The sequence below is a fragment of the Oceanobacillus luteolus genome (assembly GCF_042678205.1).
In the GTDB taxonomy this organism is placed as follows: Bacteria; Bacillota; Bacilli; order Bacillales; family Amphibacillaceae; genus Oceanobacillus; species Oceanobacillus luteolus.
In genome coordinates, this window is record NZ_JBHUDE010000006.1 from 22,567 (window position 1) to 28,776 (window position 6,210).

Consider the following 6,210-nt stretch of genomic DNA (forward strand, 5'->3'; position numbering starts at 1 on the left):
TTCATTATATTTCATAAGATATTTTTCTTGTAACAGGGTTACTAAATATTCTTTACTTGCTTTACCTTTATAAATCGGTCCAAAATAATTAAGATTGGTGGCATGACAATAAAAGTAGAAAATAGCGCAAGTGAAATGTTAATTAAGGTCATCATACCAAAGTTATTCAAGATTACAAAGTCAGATACGAGCAATGCACTAAATCCACCAATGGTTGTTAAGGCTGATGCGAAAATAGCCTTTCCAATACTTGTATTCGTTGTTTGGATTGCCTCCCTACTTTGAAGACCTTTCTCTCTTTCTTCATAAAATCGTTCCATAATTAACACAGTGAACTCTGTACCAATCCCGATAATTAATGCACCTAACGTTGCTGTAAGTGGAGTGTAACTTATATCTAAAAAGTACATAATCAATCCAGACCAACCAACGATGAATATAATTGGCAACAATGGGATAAACGCTTTGACTGGATGGAGATAAATAATGAGCAGACTAAGGAAAACAAGCCCCATACCGAGTAATGTCATTTGATATCTACCTGTTGTCAGCCCTTCAATCATTTCTACATCTAATACTGCCTTTCCTGTAATGGTTGTTTTAACAGCATCCAATTCGTTGTTATCTAAATAAGTGCCTAAGTTATCAATAAATTGTTTTAACTTTTCTGCCTCCAAATGCTTAATTCCTACTGTTATGACTCCTTTTGTTTCAGAATCATTTAGGAAAAGCTTTAATTGCTCACTTGGAATTTCTGCAATTTGTTCCTTAAATGATTCATCTTCGGGAAGCTCCCCATCGTTTATTTGTTTAACAATATCTGTAATTGACTTTGTTTCTACTACAACTTCTGGAAATTCCGTGCCAATTGTCTCTGTTAGATTATTCACCCACTTCATTACTTCATCTGTAATAAGTTCATCGCTTTCGTAAACAATAGAAACCTGATCAGTGGTCCCCATAACATCGCGTAATTTATGAATATCTTTCAGTTCCTGTGTGTCCTGCGGCATGAAAGTTTCCACATCTGTCTCTGCGTCTGCATCAAGATCTACCCAAATTCCAATAGAAGCAGCGATAACAGCTAATGCAATAATGATCCACCGTAATTTAATAACACCTGCTGTCATCCAATCAAGCGCTCTATCCATTCTTGAATCTGTAACTTTTTCATTATGTTTTGGCTGCTTCATCTTTTTAGTATTTTCAAAGAAATAATCCCTAATGAATAAAACTGGAATTAATAGAAAAATACCAAGAATGAAGCTTACAATTAAGCCAATCGTTAACATTTTACCAAAATCTTGAATCATCGGTACTGGGGATGTGTAAAGGGCGACAAATCCTATCCCTGTTGCAACCAACGCAGTGAATACCGCTGGCAACATCTTTGTTATTGTTTTATGCAAACTCTTCTTTGCTTTATTTTTGCTGCTATTCATCGGAATCCTCCTTTAGCATTTCTTCGGCATAACGGTTTTGAAACTGAATGCCGTAGTCAATACCAAGTCCAATTAAAATAGGGAAAACGGCCATAGATACCATTGTAATCGGTATGTTTAACCATCCCATTAAACCCACTGTTCCAATTACCGCAATAATTACAGTCAGTAAAGACATTAATCTCCATTGAACCTTAAAAACAATAAATAAAACAAAAACCATGATTAACAAGGCAAGTCCCATCATTTTTTGAATACTTTCTTGCATAGATAAGCGAATACCATTATCAAGTACTGGTTTACCAGAAACAATGGTTTCTACGTTATCCATCTTTTCTTTATCTAAATAATCATTGATTGTGGAAACAACTTCACTTTTCTCTACATCTGTTGTATCTCCTTCAAACCGTATCATCATGATCATATGCCTATCATCCACTATGACTTCTTTAAACATTGACCGAAGTTCACCATTGTCATAAACCATATTATCTAGAGTTGCTTGTTTTGTCGGTAGTCCGGGTTTCATAATATCTGAATAACTATGGATTGTTTCCATATTTTCACTAATTGTTAGTAAATTTTCACCCATTTCCGTTAAACCTTCAGACAGAGTACCTAAATTTTTTGCTTGTTCACCTAACTTCCCTTCCATCTTTTCTTTAAATTCCTGCATTTCTTTTTCTTTTTCATTCTGCTGAGCAATCATTTTTTCTTCTATATTTTTCTGCTTTTGTTTTTGTTGTCTTTGCATTTCTTCCTGCATTTTTGCTTCTTTTTCAGCTTGCTCCTGCTTTAACCTTTCCTCCATTTCAGCCTGCATCTGATTTTGTTCTTTCTGCATTTGTTCCTGTTGTTTCTTCTGCTCATTTAATTGATCGCTTAACTTTTCTTGCATATTTTGAAGTCCATTAATCGTTTGCGTAGAAATCTCTGGAAGCCGAGTAGTATTTTCTGATACTTCTACCATTTGTTGTGACAGTTGATTTAGTCCAACACTAACTTCCTGTAGTTGTTTTGCTTGCTCAGGATTTTCTTCTATTTGATTAGCTAGAACACTCAGATTTTCAGCTAATTCCTTCGTTTTCGTTCCAAATTGGACATATCCGTTAATAAGATTTTCTGTACCATCACCTAAATTTTCCTGAGCATCTATTAATTTGGAAAATCCTTGATTTAACTCAGCAAGTTGTCCTTCTATGTCTGGAAGCTGTATCTCACCAAACTCTGGTAACTCTGGACTATCAAATTCGGGTAGTTCAATCCCTTCCCCCCCAAGGTCTGGCAATTCTAAGCCATCTTGTTGTGGGAATTCAAGTTCTTGATTACCTTGAGCGTTTTCACCCATTTCTGTACCAATCTCGATTAATTTATTTCCCATCGTATCTAATCCATCAATAACTTCTACTATACCTTCTTGAAAATTCTCACTTTGTTTATTTGCAATTTCCTCTACAAGAGTGACTGGGCTTAAAATACTGTAAATTGAATCATTCATTTGTATAGCACTCTCAAGCCCTTTCATATGAGCTAAATTTTCAGGAGTGAGTAAATTATCTGATTCATATAATACGATAACAGATTCCCCACCAAACTCTTCTTCTAACATTAAGTTGTCCTGATACACATCTGTACTACTTTTTACTAACGTATCATTCCCTGTGGCCATGTGTACATTCTTTACTCCGATTACCAATAATATGACAATGATAATTGTGATGAATATTGACTTTATCGGAAAATTTTGTAATAAACTTGCAATCCGTTTCAGCATATTCCTTCATTTCCTCCCCCGCAGTAAGTGGTGTGATAATAACTTAAAATCCAAATGTAAGTTACCACTAACATACATAATAACAGCAAAAATTTGAGCTGTAAAGAAAAACATAAACGATAAATGTAATAGCATCGCTTATCAAATCCTATTTTCGTTTATAAAACTATTTAAAAATGCCTTTCTCATATTGAGAAAGGCACTCTAAATAGTTATGTTGTTTGGGGGTCTCTTACAACTCTATTTTCGAATCCATAGCGTTTGATGGTGAATGTAACAATGATACCAAAAATGATAAATGCCAAGAGACTTGAAATTACAGTTCCTATTCCTGCCTCCCAAGGTAATGTAACTTTTCCCTGTGAAGCGTTTAGAGGAATTACAATAGCCCAAATAATCACTCCCCAAATTACCCCAGTAACAAAAGTATTCAATTGTTGGACAAATTCTACTTTCCTTATAATGAATAGCAAAATATATCCGGCTACTTGGCCTGCAAGAATGTGAGTTAATAGCTGAAAGGCAGTTAATTTTGCTCCCATTTGAGATATCCCAATATTTTCTGCCAACATAACGATACCAGCTTGGATTAAAGAACCAATCAAAAACCCTAGCGAATACTTAATATACAAATTGCTACCTCCTTTTTTAGATATTATTCTCTTTATTGCAGAGTTTTATAAGGTACAAGGTTCAAAAATTACTTTAATCTTTTGTGCTGAAACTGCATCATTTAAATACAAAAAACAAAACACACTTGAAACTAATTATTTACGAATTGGGTATATTAGAATTGGGGTGATCTCAATGAAAGGAATAAATTTGAAGGGTGTTAATCATAGCGAATATTGTTGCTTTAATACCTTTACCAACAAGGACTGAATTTTAAACGATAAAAAGGAAATCCTATGTAATGAGGTGATAAAATTGGATACAGAACATATGGCAAAATTAACTTCTGCTGAAATTGCCGCACTATGGACACAGTATATTAACGAAACGGCGAGTATCTGTTTTCATAAACATATGGTTGAACATATTGTAGACAAAGATATTTTAGATGTATTTGAATACGCATTGTCTCTTAGTACTAAACATTTGGAAAGAATACAAGAATTCTTACAAAGTGAAAATTTTCCGATACCCATAGGTTTTACAGATAACGACTATACACCAAATTCGCCACGTCTTTTTTCCGATGTTTTATGTTTAAACTTTTTAAATATCATGTCTTTACATGGTTTGCACGGGTACAGTGGGGCAATAACAACATCTGCACGGTTGGATGTTCGTGATTATTTTACTGAATGTCTTGCTAGTGCAACTGAATTATGTAATCGTACAAAGAATATATTACAAGAAAAAGGTCTGTATTACCGTCCTCCTGTGATAAATCCGCCTGCGAGAGCAGAATATATAGTAGATAAGAAATTCTTATCTGGTTGGCTTGGAGAAAAAAGACCTGTAAGCTGTGTTGAAATAACACAAATTTATTTTAATACTAAAAAAACCATAATTGCAAAGACTTTCGCAGTCCTAGCATGTCAGGTTGTAAAATCTGATAAAATGAAAAAGTTCTTACAGAAGGCAAGTAAAACGGCGGATGAACATATAAACACGTTTACCGAAGTATTAAGTAAAGAAAATCTTCCAAGTCCACCATTATTTGATGCAGAAATTACTAATTCTACAGTTTCACCTTTTTCTGAAAAACTATTGATGTACCAAATTGGATTTTTAGTCTCCACGGCAATGACTTATTACGGCACAGGATTGTCAGCTTCACCAAGACGAGATTTATCTCTAAAGTATATGTCGACAATTATGGGCGGTTTAAAATTAGCAAACGAATGGACTTCTTTAATGATAAAGAGTAACTGGCTTGAACAACCACCACTAGCGGAAGATAGAAGTAAGTTGGCGGAATCAAAAAAATGAGAAAACTCAGGGCAACTAATGAATTTTGAATGGGGTTCTAATTGGAAAGCCATTTTTATATTTGGTGAATTATATGTGAAGAATTGTACTAAGTCTTGTTTTAATGATGATCTTCATTATTAAATTTCATTAGTTGCAAGGTTTTATCTTTTTTAGGCTTTCGTATGTTAACTTTGGGATACATACTTTCAGGATCCCCTCCCTTATTTTATTAAATTTATTTAAAGATTAGAAATATACTTTTAGGTAACTAGATATCTAGTTATCTGAGATATCTGTACGTTTTAATCATATTTACCATAATTAGTTCTCCAATGGATCATATCACCTATAGCTGCTCAATGTCCTCACCTGCCTATTTTGCACTTCCAGCTAATGAATTAAATCTGTTTATTTTTTCTGTTTGGGATCGATTTTTTGACCTTCCTGTGGTTCAATCCCCTAATCATTTTTTTCATATATAAAAGTAGAACAATCTTTTGGTATTACAAAAGCAGTAAATAGTTCACCTAATCCCGTTTGGGGTTGATTTTTAATTGCATTTAGTAATGAAGTATTTGTAAAACCTAAAGGGACAACAAATTCACCAGAATACACAGCATTTATTTCATCGATATATCTACCTTTAGTTGCGTTACACTCACAAATTCTTTCTTGTGAGGCGAGACTAAAAATATGATTACATTTCTTACATAACAATAATTTCACCTAATTTCCCTCTTTTTCAGTTTTCTTATCATAATAAGACAGATATTAACTCACTTTTTGCCTTAGAACAACAGCAGAGCCTTTGATTTTACACCTAATATTCGTTTAAAGTAATTAGGGTCTTGCCAGTAAACGTAAAATTACACCGCCATAAAAGGAACGGTGTAAAAATAAAGATGCTTATTCTTTGATGGAAATTATTTAAAAATGTATTAAATTTAACAAAAGGAATTACTTAGAAACTGGATCTACGTCAATATTTAGGACACATTTAAGTTAGTTTTTTGGTTGTGCTTTGAAGCTTATTTGAATAGATATGTGAAGGCTTGACATGGAGCCTCTGTGTGC

Annotated in this window: 5 protein-coding genes; 1 reads left to right on the top strand and 4 read right to left on the bottom strand. The window is 33.7% G+C overall.

The window, feature by feature from the left end; translation table 11 throughout:
• Positions 1 to 41 precede the first annotated feature (41 nt).
• The 3 genes from ACFSBH_RS02095 to ACFSBH_RS02105 all read right to left on the bottom strand — a co-directional run bounded on the left by ACFSBH_RS02095 (position 42) and on the right by ACFSBH_RS02105 (position 3,848).
• Positions 42 to 1,442 carry an efflux RND transporter permease subunit gene (locus ACFSBH_RS02095; RefSeq protein ID WP_379595813.1) on the bottom strand — a complete coding sequence of 467 codons (1,401 nt, stop codon included), beginning with the start codon at positions 1,440 to 1,442 and terminating at the stop codon, positions 42 to 44.
• A complete protein-coding gene (locus ACFSBH_RS02100; protein WP_379595815.1) occupies positions 1,435 to 3,216 on the bottom strand; it encodes an MMPL family transporter in 1,782 nt (593 codons plus the stop codon). Before ACFSBH_RS02100 ends, ACFSBH_RS02095 begins: the two co-directional genes overlap by 8 nt.
• A gap of 212 nt (positions 3,217 to 3,428) precedes the next feature.
• The gene (locus tag ACFSBH_RS02105) at positions 3,429 to 3,848 is read right to left on the bottom strand and encodes a hypothetical protein (protein ID WP_379595817.1); all 420 of its coding nucleotides are present in this window, start codon (positions 3,846 to 3,848) and stop codon (positions 3,429 to 3,431) included.
• A 295-nt stretch (positions 3,849 to 4,143) separates the two neighbouring features.
• On the opposite strand from ACFSBH_RS02105, the gene ACFSBH_RS02110 reads away from it, so the two are divergent.
• Complete coding sequence (locus tag ACFSBH_RS02110; protein WP_379595819.1) at positions 4,144 to 5,154, top strand: DUF3231 family protein; 1,011 nt, start codon at positions 4,144 to 4,146, stop codon at positions 5,152 to 5,154.
• Between the two features lie 441 nt (positions 5,155 to 5,595).
• Here ACFSBH_RS02110 and ACFSBH_RS02115 read toward each other — a convergent pair whose 3' ends face one another.
• Entirely contained in the window at positions 5,596 to 5,862 is a 267-nt protein-coding gene (locus tag ACFSBH_RS02115) for a hypothetical protein (protein WP_379595821.1), read from the bottom strand.
• Positions 5,863 to 6,210 lie beyond the last annotated feature (348 nt).

Bases quoted from the DNA above. Each gene is read 5' to 3' on its own strand.
- ACFSBH_RS02095 (WP_379595813.1), bottom strand. From the start codon at position 1,442: ATGAATAGCAGCAAAAATAAAGCAAAGAAGAGTTTGCATAAAACAATA.
- ACFSBH_RS02100 (WP_379595815.1), bottom strand. From the start codon at position 3,216: ATGCTGAAACGGATTGCAAGTTTATTACAAAATTTTCCGATAAAGTCA.